14 protein-coding genes and 1 riboswitch are annotated in these 16,893 nt (G+C 56.9%); of the genes, 10 read left to right on the top strand and 4 right to left on the bottom strand.

All coding sequences use genetic code 11. From position 1 onward, the window contains the following. Window positions 1–29: 29 nt before the first annotated feature. Window positions 30–938, bottom strand: a complete 909-nt coding sequence (locus BN3795_RS00730) for an FMN-binding protein (protein ID WP_068782838.1) — start codon at window positions 936–938, stop codon at window positions 30–32. Window positions 939–1,427: 489 nt separating this feature from the next. Here BN3795_RS00730 and BN3795_RS00725 point away from each other — a divergent pair, with 489 nt between their 5' ends. From BN3795_RS00725 to BN3795_RS00715, 3 genes are all read left to right on the top strand, one after another. Continuing rightward, window positions 1,428–2,933, top strand: coding sequence for an HD domain-containing phosphohydrolase (locus BN3795_RS00725; protein ID WP_068782837.1), 1,506 nt, complete (start codon window positions 1,428–1,430; stop codon window positions 2,931–2,933). Window positions 2,934–2,974: 41 nt separating this feature from the next. Continuing rightward, entirely contained in the window at window positions 2,975–4,399 is a 1,425-nt protein-coding gene (locus tag BN3795_RS00720) for a sensor histidine kinase (protein ID WP_068782836.1), read from the top strand. A 65-nt stretch (window positions 4,400–4,464) separates the two neighbouring features. After that, window positions 4,465–4,842, top strand: coding sequence for a RidA family protein (locus BN3795_RS00715; RefSeq protein ID WP_068782835.1), 378 nt, complete (start codon window positions 4,465–4,467; stop codon window positions 4,840–4,842). 74 nt (window positions 4,843–4,916) lie between these two features. Here the strand turns inward: BN3795_RS00715 and BN3795_RS00710 are convergent, their stop codons facing one another. Continuing rightward, window positions 4,917–5,690, bottom strand: coding sequence for a hypothetical protein (locus BN3795_RS00710; protein ID WP_068782834.1), 774 nt, complete (start codon window positions 5,688–5,690; stop codon window positions 4,917–4,919). 184 nt (window positions 5,691–5,874) lie between these two features. Here BN3795_RS00710 and BN3795_RS00705 point away from each other — a divergent pair, with 184 nt between their 5' ends. The 5 genes from BN3795_RS00705 to BN3795_RS00685 all read left to right on the top strand — a co-directional run bounded on the left by BN3795_RS00705 (window position 5,875) and on the right by BN3795_RS00685 (window position 13,712). Then, complete coding sequence (locus BN3795_RS00705) at window positions 5,875–9,036, top strand: DEAD/DEAH box helicase (protein ID WP_068782964.1); 3,162 nt, start codon at window positions 5,875–5,877, stop codon at window positions 9,034–9,036. Between the two features lie 891 nt (window positions 9,037–9,927). Next, entirely contained in the window at window positions 9,928–10,734 is an 807-nt protein-coding gene (locus BN3795_RS00700) for a zinc ribbon domain-containing protein (RefSeq protein ID WP_068782833.1), read from the top strand. A 270-nt stretch (window positions 10,735–11,004) separates the two neighbouring features. Further along, on the top strand, window positions 11,005–11,310 hold the full coding sequence (locus tag BN3795_RS00695; protein WP_068782832.1) for a hypothetical protein: 306 nt from the start codon (window positions 11,005–11,007) through the stop codon (window positions 11,308–11,310). A gap of 123 nt (window positions 11,311–11,433) precedes the next feature. After that, a riboswitch (purine riboswitch) is annotated at window positions 11,434–11,533 on the top strand. Window positions 11,534–11,719: 186 nt separating this feature from the next. Next, the gene (locus BN3795_RS00690; protein WP_068782831.1) at window positions 11,720–12,316 is read left to right on the top strand and encodes a xanthine phosphoribosyltransferase; all 597 of its coding nucleotides are present in this window, start codon (window positions 11,720–11,722) and stop codon (window positions 12,314–12,316) included. A 28-nt stretch (window positions 12,317–12,344) separates the two neighbouring features. Beyond that, window positions 12,345–13,712, top strand: coding sequence for a nucleobase:cation symporter-2 family protein (locus tag BN3795_RS00685; RefSeq protein WP_068782830.1), 1,368 nt, complete (start codon window positions 12,345–12,347; stop codon window positions 13,710–13,712). Window positions 13,713–13,753: 41 nt separating this feature from the next. On the opposite strand, the gene BN3795_RS00680 is transcribed toward BN3795_RS00685, so the two are convergent. Both BN3795_RS00680 and BN3795_RS00675 read right to left on the bottom strand, forming a co-directional pair. Beyond that, window positions 13,754–14,092, bottom strand: a complete 339-nt coding sequence (locus tag BN3795_RS00680) for a DUF4870 domain-containing protein (protein ID WP_068782829.1) — start codon at window positions 14,090–14,092, stop codon at window positions 13,754–13,756. Window positions 14,093–14,150: 58 nt separating this feature from the next. Next, a complete protein-coding gene (locus BN3795_RS00675; protein WP_068782828.1) occupies window positions 14,151–15,338 on the bottom strand; it encodes an MGDG synthase family glycosyltransferase in 1,188 nt (395 codons plus the stop codon). A 269-nt stretch (window positions 15,339–15,607) separates the two neighbouring features. On the opposite strand from BN3795_RS00675, the gene BN3795_RS00670 reads away from it, so the two are divergent. Further along, a complete protein-coding gene (locus tag BN3795_RS00670; protein WP_059042463.1) occupies window positions 15,608–15,796 on the top strand; it encodes a hypothetical protein in 189 nt (62 codons plus the stop codon). A gap of 145 nt (window positions 15,797–15,941) precedes the next feature. Continuing rightward, on the top strand, window positions 15,942–16,697 hold the full coding sequence (gene map, locus BN3795_RS00665) for a type I methionyl aminopeptidase (RefSeq protein WP_068782827.1): 756 nt from the start codon (window positions 15,942–15,944) through the stop codon (window positions 16,695–16,697). Window positions 16,698–16,893 lie beyond the last annotated feature (196 nt).

The raw sequence follows: 16,893 nt of genomic DNA, 5'->3' as shown, positions 1-16,893 counted from the left end.
CTCATTTTAGGGTGGGTGGTAATCAGCGATTATTTCGCTTGTTCAAGTGCCTTAGCAACCAGTTCGAAATGTGGCTTCAAGGTAATCGTTGCACCGGCGATCGCGTCGGTTTTGCCTTCATCATTAAACGTTACGGCTGCCGGATCTTGCTTCTCAACGAGGTAAGCTTCGGCTTTAGCGGCTTCTTCGTGCCATTCAGCTTGCGCGCCGCCGGCTTTCATGCCGTATTTGCCGTCGATCGAAGCTTGTTTCTTGTCTTCGCCTTTGTCGTTGACGCCGCTGAAGTTCACTTTGACGATTTTGCCTGCCGCTACAACGACATCAACGGTATCCTTCCAACCCGAATGCTCGTCGAAGGCTGCTCCTTCGGCATGATAAGTGCCGTCTTTGTAAGGGCCCGCTTCAACCGGTCCGGCAGCAAGCGCTTGATCCGCCAAGTTAAAGAATTCACTTACATGGACAGAGACACCGGCAATTGCATCGGTTTTGCCCTCATCATTCAAAGTTACGGCTTTAGGATCCTGTTTCTCGATCAGGAATTGCTCAACTTTCTCCGCTTGCTCATGCCATTCGGAAGAAGCGCCGCCGGCTTTCATGCCGTATTTGCCCTCTTTGGAATAAGTCACTTTGTCGACCGGTGCTTTCTCGCTCAGCGCGTTCCACTTGGCATCCGTAATCTTGCCGCCGGAAACCGTCAACGTCACGTAAGATTGCCAACCGGACTCCTTATCCACTTCCCCTTGGGCATAGTACACGCCGTCTTGATATTTGCCTTGTTCGGCTGCGGCGTTGTTGCTGCCGGTGTTCGTTTCGTTGGTTGCTGCCGCATTGTTTGCCGGTTCCGTCTTGTTTGCGCTATTGGCGTCGTTGCTCGACCCGCAGCCGGCCAATACACCAAGCAGCAGGGCACTGCTAAGAATAATTGAAGCTTTTTTCATGATAGAGACCTCCAGTGTGAAATATATATTAAAATGTGAAGACATTTTAATAACGGAAATCAGGTGGGAGAAACCTTAGGAAATGCTGGTTTTATAAGGGATCGGGAGTCCCAAAACCTTTGTTCGATCGAATTTTAGCATATAAAAATAGGTGTTAATGTGAAATTAATCACATAATGTGTGACATAAAACAACTCCCCAAAACGTCAGAATCGGCTCCCCGCAAGGGTTTGACGACTTGAAAGCGATTGCTTAATTTTTGAAATATTTATTTTTTAAGATGGGTCTGATGAGAGGGGGGCGAATTTCCTGCTCGCGCACAGGTTTCATCTCCCGGATTTCAGAGGTTATCGGCTGCTTCACCCTCCGAAAGAGGGGCCAATCAACAGGAAGTTCCAAACGCCTTATGAAAATCGTCATGTTATTTACCGATATAGATAGGAGCGGGCATGCCCGAAAATATCGCGAGACGGAAAGAAGGCATCCTCCTTGACGGTGTACAGGACGTTTATTTCTCGCCTATTATTGAATTACGCTGCCGGTTCCTTGTTTGCGGTTGTTGCCCTCGCAAGTCTCATCGCCGCTGCGCCATTACATATATCCTCCTCGGAGTATGCCTGGTTGATCGGGATCCTGCTCCTGTCGCTCTGCTGTATGCTGGGGCTGGAATGGTTTGTATTCGCCCGGCAGATCAAGCCGATTCGCAGCGTATTTATGGAGGAAGTCGGCAGTTACCAAACGCTTCAAAATGTATACATACGCACGCATCGTTTGCCTTCGCTGGCCGTCAAACGGATTCTCGGACCGCATTTGTTTGGTCTGATGGTTCCCGGTGCGGGTCTCACGCTGGGCTTGATTCATGCCGGACGCCTGTCGATCCCGTCTTATTACGTATTGCTCGCTGCCTTGGGCGGGATGCTGGTCAGCTGCATGCATGCTTTGATCGAATATTACTTAACCTCCTATGCGATCCGGCCGGTTCTCGAGGAGCTGATCGCCTGGAGCCGCAAGATGTTCGGCAAGGAATTATCGCTTCACGGAAGGGTAATTGTCCCTGTATCTCGAAAGTTAATATGGAGTTTCTTCTTAATGAGCATGGCGCCTTTGCTGCTGTATAGCCTGTCGATGCAGTTTCGGCTTGAGGACTTTGACCATGGGGCCTACGCCTATTGGCAGTGGGCCGGCTATATTATGGCCGTGAGCATTGTGTTTGCGTTTATGGGTTCCCGGTTGCTGGCCCGCGAAATTATGATGCCTATCCAGCACTTATACGAGCGGATGGCGGAGGTGAAGTCCGGGCGCATTCGGACAGGAGCCAGCGATTTATTTTCCGATGAGTTTTCCCGTCTGGTTACGGGATTTAATCATATGCTGAGGGGGCTGCAAACCCAGGCCGCTCTAAACAACCAATTAGTAGACAGCTATTTCGCGACGCTGGCGGCAGCGCTGGACGCCCGCGATCCTTATACAGCCGGCCATTCGCTTCGGGTCGCGGAATACGCGGTCAAGATCGGCGAGTTGGCCCGGTTGTCCGAGGAGCGTATCGATGAGCTGCGCAAGTCGGCGTTGCTCCATGATATCGGTAAAATTGGCATTCGGGATGCGGTGCTGCTGAAGGAAGGCCGGTTAACCGATGAGGAGTGGGAGCAGGTGAAGCAGCACCCGGTGCTGGGTGAGGCGATTTTAAAGCAGGTGGAGCCTGCGGACGCGATGGCCCCTTATTTACCGGGGGTCCGGTCGCATCATGAACGTTACGATGGCGGGGGCTACCCGGACGGGTTAGCCGGGGAGGAAATCCCGCTGTTTGGGCGTATTATCGCTGTAGCGGATGCCTTCGACGCCATGACCTCGGATCGTCCTTACCGAAAAGGCTTGGAGAGAGCCCAGGCGATCGAGATTCTGGAACAAGGCCGGGGAACCCAGTGGGATCCATATTTTGCCGAGCTGTTCGTCCAGTATTATCAGCGGGATAACCAAAGCAAGGAATCCGGCTGATCTGTGACAGGCCAGCCGATTCGGCATTCAGGAGTGGGGATATGGGGATCGGAAATGCCTTTGTGCTAAATCTATGCTTGTTGATTACCGTGGCCTATACGGCCAATATCCTATATAAATACGGGTTGCGCAGAATACCGCAGAACGTACTCTACGTCCTGTCCGTCCTGCTGATGATCCTCGCAGGCTGGATCTGTATGAGATTTGGCTTGCGGCTTAAAGAAGATGTTCTATTCGACCTTCGATTGGTGCCGCTGATGATAGCGGCTTTTGTCTATTCCAGCCCGTTGACGATGGTTGTGATCGGGGTCGGCATTGGCCTGGCCCGACTTACGTTCGGCTACAGCGATGCCGCCTTGGTTGGCTTGCTGAACCTGACGCTGCTCGGATTCGTGTGTGCCGGCTTGAATTACTGGATGCGGCGCACCCGTCATCGCTTTGCTGTCAAAGGTTTGGTCACGATTCTAGTCGTGAATGTGGCGAACTGCATCAACATCGCTCTCTTTGGCGTTGTGCCGATGCGGTACTATTTATTGGAGATTATGCCGGTTGCCTTGCCGCTGAGCTTATTGCTCAGTCTGGTATTTGCCCTGATCCTTCGCGACTTCCAGCTTGGGGCAAGGCAAAATCTAGAGCTGAAGTACGCCAACGAACTGCTTCGCAAGCAGACCGATGAGCTGCACAAGGCGAAGATTGGGCTGGAGGACCGGGCCAAGCAGTTGGCGCAGGCATCCAGCTATAAATCGGAGTTCCTGGCGACGATGTCGCACGAGCTGCGGACGCCGCTGAACAGCATCATCAATTTCGCGGAAATGATCAGCGAATCGGAGGAAGCGGAGGAGGAGATCGCGGGGTACGGCCGCATTATCCATAAATCCGGTCAGGAGCTGTTGCAGATCATCAACGATATCCTGGATTTGTCCAAGGTAGAGGCCGGTCGGCTGGAGATTATGAACGAGGAAGTGGTGCTGGCCGAGCTTCCTGTCTGGATGCAGACCCAGTTCGAGCGGATCGCCGCCCAGAAGAAGATTGAGTTCTATACCCGGTTGGAGAGAGGCTTGCCCGATTCGATTATCTCCGACCCGCAGCGGATCGTACAAATCCTGCGAAATCTGTTAGCCAATGCATTTAAATTTACACATGAGGGGCATGTTGAGCTGGACATCTGCCGGGCCTCAGCGGACGACACGCCGGAAGGAGATTGGCTGGTCTTCACTGTGTCGGACACGGGCATTGGCGTTGCGGAGGACAAGCAGTTGGCCGTATTTGAGGCGTTTCAGCAAGCGGACGGTTCGATCAGTCGGCGATACGGCGGAACCGGTCTGGGGCTGTCGATCAGCAGCAACCTGGCCCGCCTGTTGGGAGGATTCATCCGCATGAGCAGCAAGGAAGGTCAGGGCAGCGTGTTTTCTTTCTATTTGCCCTTAAAGCCGGCTCGAGAACGTGATGAAGGAATCTGCTCGTAGTTCAAGTTGCCGTGACGGACGGGTTGTCGTTAAAATGAGGAGTAGAAAGGATGGGATGACAGGTTATGATGAAACAAGTGATTTCTACAACCGCTGCGCCGGGGGCGATCGGCCCGTATTCGCAGGGGATTCAGCTCGGGGATCTGATCTTTACTTCCGGGCAACTGGGGCTGGTGCCGGAAACCGGACAGCTGGCCGATGGGGTCGAGGCCCAGGCCGCACAGGCTTTGCGAAATGTTCAGGCCGTGCTGGCTGCAGCCGGGAGCGGGTTGGAGAAGGTGATCAAGACAACCGTATTTCTTAAGGACATGAATGATTTTGCCAAGGTGAACGAAGTTTACGGTTCGTTTTTTGCCGAACCTTATCCGGCGCGCAGTGCCGTCGAAGTGGCGCGTCTGCCGAAGGATGGACGGGTTGAGATCGAAGTGATCGCGGTGAAATAAGAGGAACGGCCTGGCCAGGCTCGAAGAGCCGGGCGAGCAAGCTGCCGGAGGCGAAAGCCCTACGGCGGCTTTTTTTAGTCCCGCTCGGAGGATCGCAGGAAGGAGAGCCAAAGCGCGTAGACGGTCAGGGCCAGAGCTCCGGCGCCGGAGGCGAAGGCCACGGCGCGGTGCAGCTGAGGCTCGGCTGCAATGGCGCCATACCCCCAAGCGAACGTGAGCGGAACGAGGGCGTCTCGCCATCGGAATCCGACCCGACAGGCGGTGAGGAGCCCGAACGCAAGGAGCAGCAGCGGGAGTCCGGGCTGCCAGGGGCTGTCGACAAGCGGGCTGCCGAGAAGATGACTATCGGCAAGGAAGGTGTCGATGCTGGCAAGCGTAGTTACGCTGACCCACCCGAAATATAAGCTGAACGGCAGGCGAACCAACCCGATTTCCGCGGCGGTTGGCCGGACGATGTGCCGGGTGGTTCGGTACATGGAGGCAACTGCGCTCACCAGCAGAAGCAATGCCGCCAATGAAAGCAAGGGATGCCGGTCATCCAGCGTCACCCAGGCGATCGAGAGCAGGCAAGAGAGCAGAAAGCGGATCGGCATCGGCGGAGCGGAGAACAGTCCTCTAGCAGGCCGCAGCAGCGGATAAAGCACCCACCCGGCCAATAAACCGTAAATAAGCAGCCAAATCGAGAGGGTATAACCCGCCGGCGTCAGGAGCGCGTGAAGGCCGTGCGAGCTCTCGCGGGACGGGCGGTTGCCGAACGGAAGCGACGCTGTTGCCAGGTTGGCCGCTAGCAACGCAGCAAACGAGGCAAGATTGCACCAATACCCGGCCCGTCCGCGCAACAGCAACATGGGAAACCTCCTCCTTCGAAGTTCTTGGTACTAGAAATATTCCCCACTTTTCCTGAAAAGATAAGGGGATGGGAGAAGGAAGAGGGCCGGATGGGAAGCAAGGCGGTTTTATAAGCGGCGGTTTTCGTATAAGATGTTAGTAATGAATTTGGGCAGGAATCAGGATAACCGACGGGAGATCACCATGAATCAACGTCTTTATGGAATATGGTTGGGCGATGTATTGTTTTGCTTCTCCGGGGAGGTATCGGAGTCGAAGGTGGATGCCTGGACCGCCGTGCTTCGGCGCAAGGAGCTGGAGCCGGGAGTTCGGCCGTTTCAGCATGCCGTGCTGCGGTTGGCTGAGGTGAGGTATCCGGTTTCTTCCGTACGGAGTTCCTATAAGGGCGGGGAGCGGCGCAGTTTAATCGGCCGTTCCCTGGAGGGATTGGCTTTGCCTGTCCCCGAGGCGTGGCGCTTGCTGCTGCACTGGGACGAATCGGTATGGGAGGAGCAGGGGATCAAGCCGGGAGCGGAAATGAGCTATTGGAGCAAGGCGGCCAGGTTTGCCCTGGAGCTGCTGCTGCGCGGCCGGATAGCGCCTTCCATACGTCCAGTGGCTGCCGCCGGACGGCGCCGCGGAACGCAAGGGCAAATGCGTGCGGCCTGGGGGCCGCTGCTGACTGAGCCGGAGGATGCAGCGCGATTCCGGCGGCTGGCCGGGGCGATGCCGCCGATCGGTCTGGCTGCAGTGCAAACGGGGGCGGGAACCGCTTCCGAGGACGAAGGGCAGCTGGAGGACCGGCAAATGGCGGTGCTGCATTCCTTTCTGACCGCCATGATCGATCACGAAACGCGCGGGGCCGTTCAGGATCTGGGGCGGAAGCTGAACCCCGCTCGGGCGGACTACCATCGGGGGTCGTCGCCGCTCGCCGAGCTGTGGTGGAACGGCCTTCTGACGGGCGGGCAGCCTCCGGATATTCAGGGCGCTGCGGCGGAGTTGGAGCAGTTGAGCGCGGATGTCGCCGCTGCCGGAGGCGGCCGTCCAAGGGCGGAAGAACCCGAAGAGGGCAGCCTGACAACGGGAAGCTTGCGCCTCTGCTTGCGTGTGGAGCCGGTTCAGGAGAGCAGCGAGGAGAATAGGGGCAGCGGAGCGGCGGCTCCGGTCTGGCGACTGAGCTTCTGGGCGGAGGGCGCGGAGGATACCGGCATGCTGCTGCCGGCCGGACTCATTTGGAGCTACCCCGAGCCGGATATGGAAATCCGCGGTCTTCTATACCGGAACGTACAGGAAAGCTTCTTGCTGCGGCTCAGCAAGGCGGCGGACATCTCCCGGGAAGTGGCCGCCGCGTTGGAGAACCCGCGCCCGCGGGAGCTGCTATTGGAGCCGGAGGACGTGTTTGCCTTCTTAAGCAAGTCCGTGCCCGCGTTGCGCAAGCATGGGGTCACCGTGCAGATGCCCAGCCGCTGGACCCGGGAGGGGCGGCGCTCCGCCAGCATCCGCATTAAAACCCGGGGGTTCGCGAACGGATTGCCGGACGGCGGGACAGCCGGAATGCCGAAGCTGGGGGTGGATCAGTTGGTCGCCTATGATGCAGAGGTGCTGCTTGGCGGCCGCGAGCTTACCCGGGAAGAGCTGGCCGAGTTGGCGTCGGCGAAGCTGCCGCTGGTTTTTTTTCGCGGTGAATGGATTGAAGTGGATGTGAAGGAGATCCGTCAGGTGCTGAAGTTCATGAAGCGGCATGAGAACGGCACCCTGACTTTTCGGGAATTGATGCACCTGGCTTCCGGCGAGGAAGAGGTGCAGTTGGAAGGCGTAGAAGTGACCGGCATCGAAACGACGGGAATGCTGTCCCTGCTGGTGAGCGGCGGGGCGGTTCGTCAACCGCAGGCGCGGCCCGTGCCTTCCAGTCTGATCGGAACGCTGCGGCCTTACCAGGAACGGGGGTACCAGTGGCTGTCCGCGATGCGCGAGCTGGGGTTCGGCGCTCTGCTGGCCGATGATATGGGACTGGGAAAAACCGTACAGGTCATCTCTGTGCTGCTGGACGGCGTCCGGGAAAACGCAGGGAAAAGCCTGATCATCTGCCCGACCTCCCTGCTCGGCAACTGGCAGCGCGAATTCTCCCGCTTTGCTCCAAGCCTGCGTCTATATGTGCACCATGGGAGCGATCGTTCTCATGGAGAACGGTTTCTGGAGGAGTACCAGGCGTGCGACGTCGTTCTGACAACCTATCAACTGGCGGGCCGCGACGCCAAGGAACTGCGATCGGCGGACTGGACAACGGTGGTATTGGACGAAGCCCAATATATCAAAAATTACGGAACCAAGCAGGCGCAAAGCGTGATGAAGCTCAGCGCGCCGCACCGGATCGCGATGACGGGTACCCCGGTGGAGAACCGGCTGAGCGAGCTGTGGTCGATCTTTCAATTCCTCAATCCCGGATACCTGGGGACTCATGCTTCGTTTCGAGCCCATTATACCGGGGCCGCCGGGGAGCAGCAGGGACCCGAGCTGCAGAAGCTGCGGAAGCTGGTCGCGCCGTTCCTGCTGCGCCGTCTCAAGAGCGATCCGGATATCCGCAAGGATTTGCCGGAGAAAATCGAGCTGAAATCTTACTGTTCATTGACGGTTGAACAGGCCCGTCTGTATCAAGCGGTCACCGCGGAGCTGCTTGGCCGGATCGGCAGCCAGAACGGCATTGCCCGCAAGGGATTGGTGTTGTCTTCGCTGACCCGGCTGAAGCAAATCTGCGATCATCCCGAGCTGGTGCAGGGGACGCGGCCGCCGGAGCCGGGCGCCTTCGGCCGTTCGGGCAAGATGGAACGGCTCGGCGAGCTGCTCGACCTGATTATGGACAGTGGGGAAGCAACGCTGATCTTCACCCAATACGTGCGGATGGGCGAGCTGCTGCAGGAGCGATTGACGGAGCGGTACGGGGTTCGTCCGTTTTTCCTCCACGGAGGGGTGCCGAAGGCGGATCGCGATAGGATGGTCCGGGCGTTTCAGGACGGCGAGGGCTCGCCGATCTTTGTGTTATCGCTGAAAGCGGGCGGTGTCGGCCTCAATCTGACCCGGGCCAACCATGTCGTTCATTATGATCGGTGGTGGAACCCGGCAGTGGAGAACCAGGCGACCGACCGGGTGTTCCGAATCGGACAGCAGAAGAACGTCGAAGTGCACAAGTTGATCTGCCAAGGAACGCTGGAGGAGCGGATCGATGAGTTGATTGAGCGAAAAAGATCGCTGTCCGAGCAAGTGGTTGGCTCCGGGGAGCAGTGGCTGACGGAAATGAGCGATGAGGAGCTGCGCAGTCTGATCGAGCTGCAGGAAAAAGGGCTGTTCCCGGAGGGGGCGTTCGGCTGAACGCCCCCAGGCTGAAGCGAGCAAGGGAGTCCGGGAGCAGTTAAGATAAGCGAGCCGTGTTCGTCCGGCAGCTTGAGTACATTTTGTTGAGTAAATACCGCTTGCGGTGAGGAGGAGGTTCGCATGACCAGGCCAAAAACGAGAGCATCCCAAGACGCCCTGCCCAGTGTCCGCTATGAAGCGGACGAGCTGCAGGTCGAACTGGAACCGGATCATGCGGTGCAGATCCCTTTGNGCCGTAAGCCGCGCTGACCTGCCTCGCGCGGTCAGCGCGGTCAGCGCGGCCGCCCCGGCTGCAAGATCGGGTGCCGCCGCCCTCCACCCCCATGCGCCTTACGCGCCGTGGCAATTTCCCGTTCGACTAACGATCCCTCCGCATCAAGCCCTACTTCCGTGGCACGAAGGATGCCTCCACGCACCAGAGACGCCAGACCGCTCCCGCATCCCACACACTGCACACACTGTTTAAGGATTTCTCCGCTAAGCTGCGCCCTTCGCCCCAACGGCGCTTACTCACCACAATAGATCTCATGTTCTTCAACGATCTTCCCTGAACCTGATTGCATCCTATGCAAGCCCGTTTTTGCGGTATTTTCCCTAACTCTGCTTTGAGCGGCGAACAGTACACATCTGAGCCTGGGCCTATCGCCGCGCACCGGTGTTGCATTTTCCACAATATTTCCCGTACTAGCCCGGTGTCCTTCGGTCATATGTTGTACTAATTGCCGCATGTTGTCCCGGACGATAAGCTGAAATCCGCCAAGGAGGGCGATAATCGCGATCTCCGGCGTGCACGGAAAACCGGGGAAGCCGCGTCCTGAGTCGCAAGGCGGTTTCACGGGGGTGCAAAATCTGGTATGATAATGAATATTTCGCGGGGAGGAATCATCCATGAATATTTTACAACGGTTAAAAGACGGTGCGGGCAAGGTGACCGATCGCGCGCAAAATGTCGTAGAGATCGGGAAACTGAACACCCAAATTTCAAATATCGAACGTGAGCTTGGTTTATATTTTCAAAAAATGGGTGAAGTGTTTTACGAAGCCTACCGGAGAAAGGATATGGCTGCAGCGGAGAAGGAGATGCTCGAGTTGGCCAAGACCTGCGATCTGCTGACGGAAGAGCGGGATGAGATCCGGTTGAAAATCGCCGAGCTCAAAAATGAACGCCTGTGCGGCGCCTGCGGCCGGAACGTGGCGGAAGATGCTTTGTTCTGCCAGTACTGCGGCCAGAAGCTGGTCAAAGCCAAGCCGTCTGTTCCGACGGAGCTGCTGAAGCCCGCTGCGGAACCGGAGAAACCGCCGGTTCCGGTTGCGAGCGAGACGGCGGTCAGCTCCGAGCCGCCGGTCATGAAGCCGGCAGCGATCGGCGAGATGGATACGCTGGAGCTCGCCGCTTCCCTGGTTCGCGAGAAGTTGGAGACGCGGGAGCCGGCACCGGCACCTGAAGCGGCGGAGCCGGTCGAACCCGAGGACGAGGATCGCCGCCAGCGCGAGCTGGAGCGGGAGCGCAGACGTCAGGAGGAGCTGGATCGCCGCATTCGCAGCTGGTCGCAGAATGCCGCCGCGCCGCAGCCGGAGAGCCCGGAAGTCGAAGTGATGATCGGCGGCGTAGCCACCGTCAAATGCCAAATTTGTTCCTCTACGCTGGTGAAAGGCACAAAATGGTGTCCGCATTGCGGCTCGGAACAGATTTAGAGCTCTGGCAGAGCTGCCTATCTGAAAGTTCATCAGGTTGTCATAAAGTGAACTGCCGCGGCAGCAAACTCATTCGTAGTAATAGATAAGCATGCGGTATACGCCGGTACGGCGGCCAGGGGCCAGGCGATCGAAGTTGCCCCGCAGCTGCTGCGCCGGCTTCGCTTTTTTACAGCCAAGGCCTCAGGCGATGCTCCGCTTCAGCGGATGCTCCCGCCTGCAGCGGGGGATGCTATACCGCATAAATCAGTGAACAGGAGCGTGCAGCATATGGAATGCATCGTACATTTTGACGTCGTACATAAGGATGAAGTGAAGAACTTGCGCGGGCTGATTTTTCTCGATCCCGGGAAATCTCCGACCGAAGCGGACTATCTGCAGATGTTCGACGAAATGGGGTATAAATTGCGCCTGGAGGATCGCCAGAACCTGATATTCAAACCGACGGAAGCCGGTGCGGACTATAGTGAGATCCGCGTGCGCCAATTGGACACCGGCGAGAAGACCTATAAGGAAGACGGCGAGCTGAAGTCGCTGCTGAACAACCTTTTGCCGCGGGAGCCCAAACCGCTATAAGCTGATCTTGCTGCGGTTAACCCGCAGGTCAATGAAACGCAGTTTTTGCAAAATTTTCACGAATCCCTCGAAATTCCTCTTTCTCTTCCCGGGCGGGATGCGTTATACTTCTAGCATTGTGTATAGATGAATCTATGAATGTTCCGTATAAGTGCAGGAATCGGCCTGCATGTCTCTACCTGATCACCGGAATGATCGGACTACGGAAAGTAACGCTGTGCATAAGCCCGGAAGGCGGAGGTTTCAGGCTTCGATCAGGTTGGTTATCGCCTGATTGCCTGCTTGCGCTGTTTTCTTTGGGTTCACATCGAGTGCTTTCTGTCTACAGGTCCATTTCCGCTGAGGAGATGGGCTTTTTTGGCGTTGAGTTGTTGGGATGGATCTGCGAATAGGAAAGGGGAACACGGGAATGAAGTTGCTGAAGGACAAAGTGATGGCGGAAGGAATCGTGCTGGGGAACCAGGTGTTGAAGGTCGATTCGTTTCTCAATCACCAAATGGATCCGGTGCTGATGAAGGAAATGGGGGACGAGTTCGCCCGGCGGTTTGCCGGTGAAGGCATCACGAAGGTGCTGACGATCGAATCCTCGGGGATCGCCCCGGCGATCATGACGGCGTTAGCGTTGAACGTCCCGATGATCTTCGCGCGCAAGCATCAGTCGCTGACGTTGAAGGACAACATTTATGTGGAAAAAGTCTACTCGTTCACCAAAAAGGAAACGAACGAAATCACGGTGTCGAAAAAGTTTCTGCGTGCGGACGATCAGGTGCTGATTGTGGACGACTTCTTGGCAAACGGCGAGGCCGCCTTTGGATTGGCTCGTATCGTGGAGAAAGCCGGGGCCGTTGTCGCCGGCATCGGGATCGTGATCGAGAAGTCGTTCCAGCCGGGGGCGCGGCTGCTTACGGAAGCGGGATACCGCGTCGAGTCGCTCGTTCGCGTTGCTTCGCTGGAAGACGGCGCGGTTGCTTTTGTAGAGGATACCCCTGTTCATTCATGTGATTAATTATCGCCTAGGGAGGAAGTTAAACGAAATGGAACGCGAACGTATTTTTCAGAAACACCGTCATCCGATGAAAACCTTCTCGCTGGGCCTGCAGCATGTGCTGGCGATGTATGCCGGGGCGGTTATCGTGCCGCTGATCGTCGGGGGAGCGCTGGATTTCACCCCGCAGCAATTGACCTATCTGATTGCGATTGACCTGCTGGCTTGCGGCGTTGCCACGCTGCTTCAGGTGTGGGGGAACCGTTTGTTCGGCATCGGTCTCCCAGTCATGCTGGGCTGCGCTTTTCAAGCCGTGTCGCCGATGATCGCCATCGGACTAACGGACGGCGCCGGGGTCTCCGCCATTTATGGCGCGATCATCGCCTCCGGTCTGTTCGTCTTCTTGTTCGCCGGCTTGTTCGGGAAGCTGATCGCCTTGTTTCCGCCGGTTGTCACCGGTTCTGTCGTCACGATTATCGGGGTCACCCTGATCCCTGTGGCGATCTCCGATCTCGGCGGGGGCAGCCCGGGGGAGAACCCCGACTTCGGAAGTCCGCTCAATCTTGCGCTTGGGTTTGGCGTGTTGCTGTTCGTCATTCTGATGAACCGCTTTGCCAAAGGTTTTTCGCGCTCGATCTCCGTACTGCTGGGATTAATCGTCGGGACGCTGGTGGCGGCGCTCGCCGGCAAAGTAGACCTGACGCCCCTCAAGGAAGCCAGCTGGTTTCATGCGGTACAGCCGTTTTATTTCGGCACACCGACGTTTCACGCCTCCGCGATCCTAACGATGATTCTGGTGGCGATCGTGAGCGTCGCCGAGTCAACGGGCGTCTTTATGGCGCTTGGCAAAATCGTGGGTAAAGAAATAACCGACAAGGACTTGACGCGGGGGTACCGGGCAGAAGGGCTCGCGATTATGCTCGGGGGGATTTTCAACTCGTTCCCGTATACGACGTATTCGCAAAATGTCGGGCTTGTCCAGATGAGCCGGGTGAAAACCCGTGATGTTATCGTCGTGGCCGGCGGACTTTTGATCTTGATCGGCTTCGTGCCGAAGATCGCCGCCCTGACCCAACTGGTGCCGACGTCGGTGCTCGGCGGAGCGATGATCGCGTTATTCGGTCTCGTCTTGTCCTCCGGCATCCGGATGTTGGGTGACCAGGTGGATTTGAACCGGCACGAGAACCTGCTGATCATCGCTTGTTCCGTCGGCATGGGACTCGGGGTTACCGTGATGCCCGAGCTGTTCGATCGACTGCCGGCTGCCCTGCGGATTCTCGTGGACAACGGGATTGTGGCGGGCAGTTTTACGGCAATTGTCATGAATTTGCTGTTTAACGGTTTGGGGAGTAAACGTAAAATCTCCACGGCTGAAATCGAAGCCGAAGCCAGCGAAACCGCCCAAGCAACGGCTTAATCCTCGGCAACTCACTCACGGTCGGGGGCCGTCAGGTCAAGTTACATCCGTTGTAACTGCCTTTCTGCCAATTCGCCGATCCAGGGCAGCTTTAGCCATTTGCCTTGAAGCGTGGCGAGCATCAGTACGATCCAAAGGGTTACGCCCAGCAGGGTCAGCAGCAGATTGACGGCGATGCCAATGACCGGGAGGAAGCCGGATAAGGCATGGGCCAGCATCAAGCCGCCAAACAGCATAACCGATTGCAGGGCATGGAACAGCACGAAGCGGCTGCGCCGCTCCAGTGCGAGAAAGGCGACGCCGCCGACAAAAGCGAACAGGTAACACAGGAAGCCGGCGACGTTCTCATACAGGCCGGTGGATGATTTGAAAGGAGACATCAGGGCATGACCTTCTTTCGGAAAGGATTGTCTTACCCTAAATGTATGACGAGCCCTCTCACGTAAGAACCAGCTCCGCCCGTTCGGGCGCGAACCACTTCTGTAATAGATCCTCTGCAATGACCTCCGCGGCTTCGGGCCGGCGGAGGTTTTCGATTTTCCGGCGCAGCTCGGTTAGTCGGGGTTCGTCCTCGAAGAGCGCGTCGATTTCTTCCGTCAGCTCCGCGGGGGTGCGGGTGATGCGAGCTACGCCCTTTTGGGCGAGGTACCGCGCGTTGTTCAGCTCCTGCCCGGGAACGGGGCGGTACACAAAGACCGGCAGCCGGCAGGCCAATGCCTCGGATAAGGTAATTCCCCCCGGCTTGGTCACGATACAGTCGCAATTCCGCATCAGCTCGGCCACCTGCTCGACGTACCCCAGGAGGCACACGTCGGGATGGGGGCGGATCTGTTCTTGGAGCGCGCGGTGAAGTTCGCGGTTTCGCCCGCACACAGCGATGACCCGGTAACGCTCCAGAGCTATTAACCGCTCGATCACCTCACGAACCCCTTGCATTGAACCGTACGCTCCCGCCATCAGCAATACGGTGATTTTACCGGGGCGGTTCTCCCGAATATCCCTTGGAAGGAGATCGGGGCGTATCCCGGCGGCTGGGATATAGGGGGTGGCGGGGCTGGGCTTGGGACTGGCAAATTCCGGCTTGACCGGAATGCCGCTCACCCGGATCCGTTCTTCAGGGATGCCGCGGTTCAACATTTCCGCCTTCAGATCCTCGGTCGCTACGTAATAGCGGTCGACTTCGGAGTGGATCCACCGTCCGTGCAGGTCGAAGTCAGTGATGATATTGGCGAGCGGCAGTGATTGCCCGGTCCGTTTCAACAATCGAGGCATGGCGAGTTGGGGGAAGGTATGGATGATCAGATCCGGACGGGTTTGCCTTAACGTTTGCTGCAGCTTCCCGATGCCAAACGAATTAATGACCTCGAGCAGGGGCGCTTCCTGCGGCATTTCCTTAGTGGCGTTATAGACCCAGCCGTAGAGGCCGGGAATCGTTTTGAAACTTTGCATGTACACGAACTTCGTCAGTCCGTTAATCAGCGGATGTGCTTCGGCCATCAAATCCAGCAGCGTGACATCGTTTACGCCGCGGCTTCGCAGACTGGCCTCGACTGCTTTGGAGGCTTGGTAATGTCCGTCCCCGTAGCTGGCATATAATATGATGATTTTTGGCGTCCGGGAAATCATGGCGTATCCCTCCTCTTCAAGTCCAGACGTTTGACATAAGTTGCTTGTAGTTTGCCCCTTTATCCCGTTTATAAATAAGATGAGTGAATCGGATAAAAAATGTACGAATGGAAGAAAGCTGAAACCTGATTCTGAATATGTTACAATAAGGGAATAGGAGGTCATTCCATACAACTGAATAGCCGGCACGACTTCATGAATGTGAACCTGCACTTTTCGGCGTCGCAAAATCGGAGCATTTACCTTAAGCGTTCTGGGAGGGAATCAGTATGGCAACGAAAGGTCATGACGAAGTGAAAGAAAGTTTACGGGAAATGACCCGAATCTTCAAACCGAAGGATCCGAAGAAGTTCGTGAAAGAATATGTCCGCAAATATCGTATTATGGGCGGCTATGAAGAGGAATTGACCCACCTGGTTGAGCATGAGCTCGGGAAATTGGATTCGTCCGTTTCCTGAAATCATTTGATGTAAGCATATCGCCGTTCCGGCGCCTTGGGCGTTCGGGACGGTTTTTTTCGTACGTTCCCACATATATTAAGGTAAATGAGGCGGGAGCATCACGAAATTAATCGTCGCACGGCAGCGGGAGGAGAATCAGGACGTGAAGGTACGTTTGAAAACCAAAGAGGAAATCGAGCGAATCCATGAGGCGGGGCGGATCTTGGCCGAATGCCATCGTGAAATCGCCAAAATGATCGGGCCGGGAATAACCACATTGGAGATTGACGCTTTTGTAGAGACGTTTTTGGAGAAGAGGGGGGCCACTGCTGAGCAGAAGGGATACAACGGCTTTCCGTATGCGACCTGTGCGTCGATTAATGACGTGGTCTGCCACGGGTTCCCGGGGAAGCAGAAGCTGGCTCCGGGGGATATCGTCACGATCGACATCGTCGTAGGCAAAAACGGCTGGATGGCTGACTCCGGTTGGTCTTACCGGATCGGGCAGGTGAGCGATGAAGCGGAGAAGCTGCTGACGACCACCGAGCGAGCTTTGTTGGCCGGAATCGCTGAAGCGGTTCCCGGCAAGAAGATCGGCGATATCGGGTATGCAGTGCAGCGCGTGGCGCAGGCCGCCCGCATCGGCATTGTGAAGCCGCTGATCGGTCACGGCATCGGCCGGGCGATGCACGAGGCGCCGGACGTGCCGAACTTCGGCCGGCCGCGCAGCGGAGTGACGCTGCAGCCGGGCATGGTCATCACGATCGAGCCGATCTTTACCGGCGGGGACACCGGCGCCGTGTTGTGGGAGGATGACGGGTGGACGATCCGCACGGCGGACGGCAGCCTGGGAGCGCATTATGAGCATACGCTGGCGATCACGGAGGACGGACCGCTGGTGCTGACGGATGGCAAATAGAATGGAAAAGAGGCCCTTCCAACCAGAATGGCCTCTTGTTGTTTCTGTCGGAGCAGGGCAGACCGTTATTGGTGATCGAGATTGGTGATCGAGCCTTTCCACGACCGTCGGCTTTTTGTCGGAACTCAGAACCGCTACTGGTGGTCGAACCTTCCGCGGACGTCGGCTTCTAACGGAACCGAGATGCTATTGGTGG

The sequence above is a fragment of the Paenibacillus phocaeensis genome (genome assembly GCF_900021165.1).
Classification (GTDB): Bacteria; Bacillota; Bacilli; order Paenibacillales; family Paenibacillaceae; genus Fontibacillus; species Fontibacillus phocaensis.
This window is presented reverse-complemented; position numbering and strand designations above follow the sequence as displayed.